Annotated in this window: 1 protein-coding gene; it reads left to right on the top strand. The window is 66.0% G+C overall.

Features of this window, described 5'->3' with window-relative positions:
• The coding region (locus IE187_RS21110; protein WP_189677956.1) for an IS30 family transposase at positions 1–979 on the top strand (979 nt) is incomplete at its 5' end.
• Positions 980–992 lie beyond the last annotated feature (13 nt).

Raw genomic sequence — 992 nt, 5'->3', positions numbered from 1 at the left:
GCGCGCGGCGCGCCGTCCCAAGGTTGCCAAGCTCGCGGCCAACGACACGCTACGCCGCTGGGTCGAGGACCGGTTGAGCGGAGCCGTTGCCAAACCCGGTGATGCGCCCGTCACCGGCCCCACGGTATCGTGGAAGGGGCGGCGACATGGGCCTCGGCAGAACCGGCGCTGGTCAAAGGCATGGAGCCCGGAGCAGATTGCAAGCCGTCTGCAGATCGACTTTCCGGATGACGACAGGATGCGCATCAGCCACGAGGCCATTTACCAAGCACTGTTTGTGCAAGGTCGCGGAGCGCTGCGCCGCGACCTTAGCGCGTGCTTGCGAAGCGGACGAGCTCTGCGCGTGCCGCGGGCGCGGGTCGGCCAGCGCCGGAAAGGCTTCGTGTCGTCCGAGATCCTGATCAGCGAGCGTCCTGCCGAAGCTGATGACCGGGCCGTACCGGGTCACTGGGAAGGCGACCTCATCCTCGGGCTCGGCAGCTCGGCGATCGGCACGCTGGTCGAACGCACCACGCGCTTTACGATGCTGCTGCACCTGCCGCGCATGGAAGGTCACGGTGTCGCACCGGGCGTCAAGAACGGACCAGCGCTGGCGGGGCACGGCGCCGAGGCCGTGCGGAAAGCCATCACGCGGACCATCGTCACCTTGCCGGAAGAACTACGACGGACGCTGACCTGGGATCAGGGCGCGGAGATGGCGCAGCACGCGCGTCTGACGGTAGACGCGGGCGTGGAGGTCTACTTCTGCGACCCACAAAGCCCTTGGCAACGCGGCACCAACGAGAATACCAACGGGCTTCTGCGCCAGTACTTTCCGAAAGGTACCGATCTCAGCGCACATAGCGCCGATACGCTCGCGGCCGTTGCCGCAACGCTCAATGGCAGACCGCGCAAAACGCTGGGCTGGAAAACACCGGCCGAGGCGCTTGACCAATGCCTTGCGGAGATCGAAAAACAGCGCGTTGCGACGACCGGTTGAATCCGCCCAATAC

Origin of the sequence: Sphingomonas glacialis, from assembly GCF_014653575.1 — a bacterium.
Classification (GTDB): Bacteria; Pseudomonadota; Alphaproteobacteria; order Sphingomonadales; family Sphingomonadaceae; genus Sphingomonas; species Sphingomonas glacialis.
Note: the sequence above shows the minus strand (reverse complement) of the source record. Positions and strands in the feature narration are given on the sequence as shown.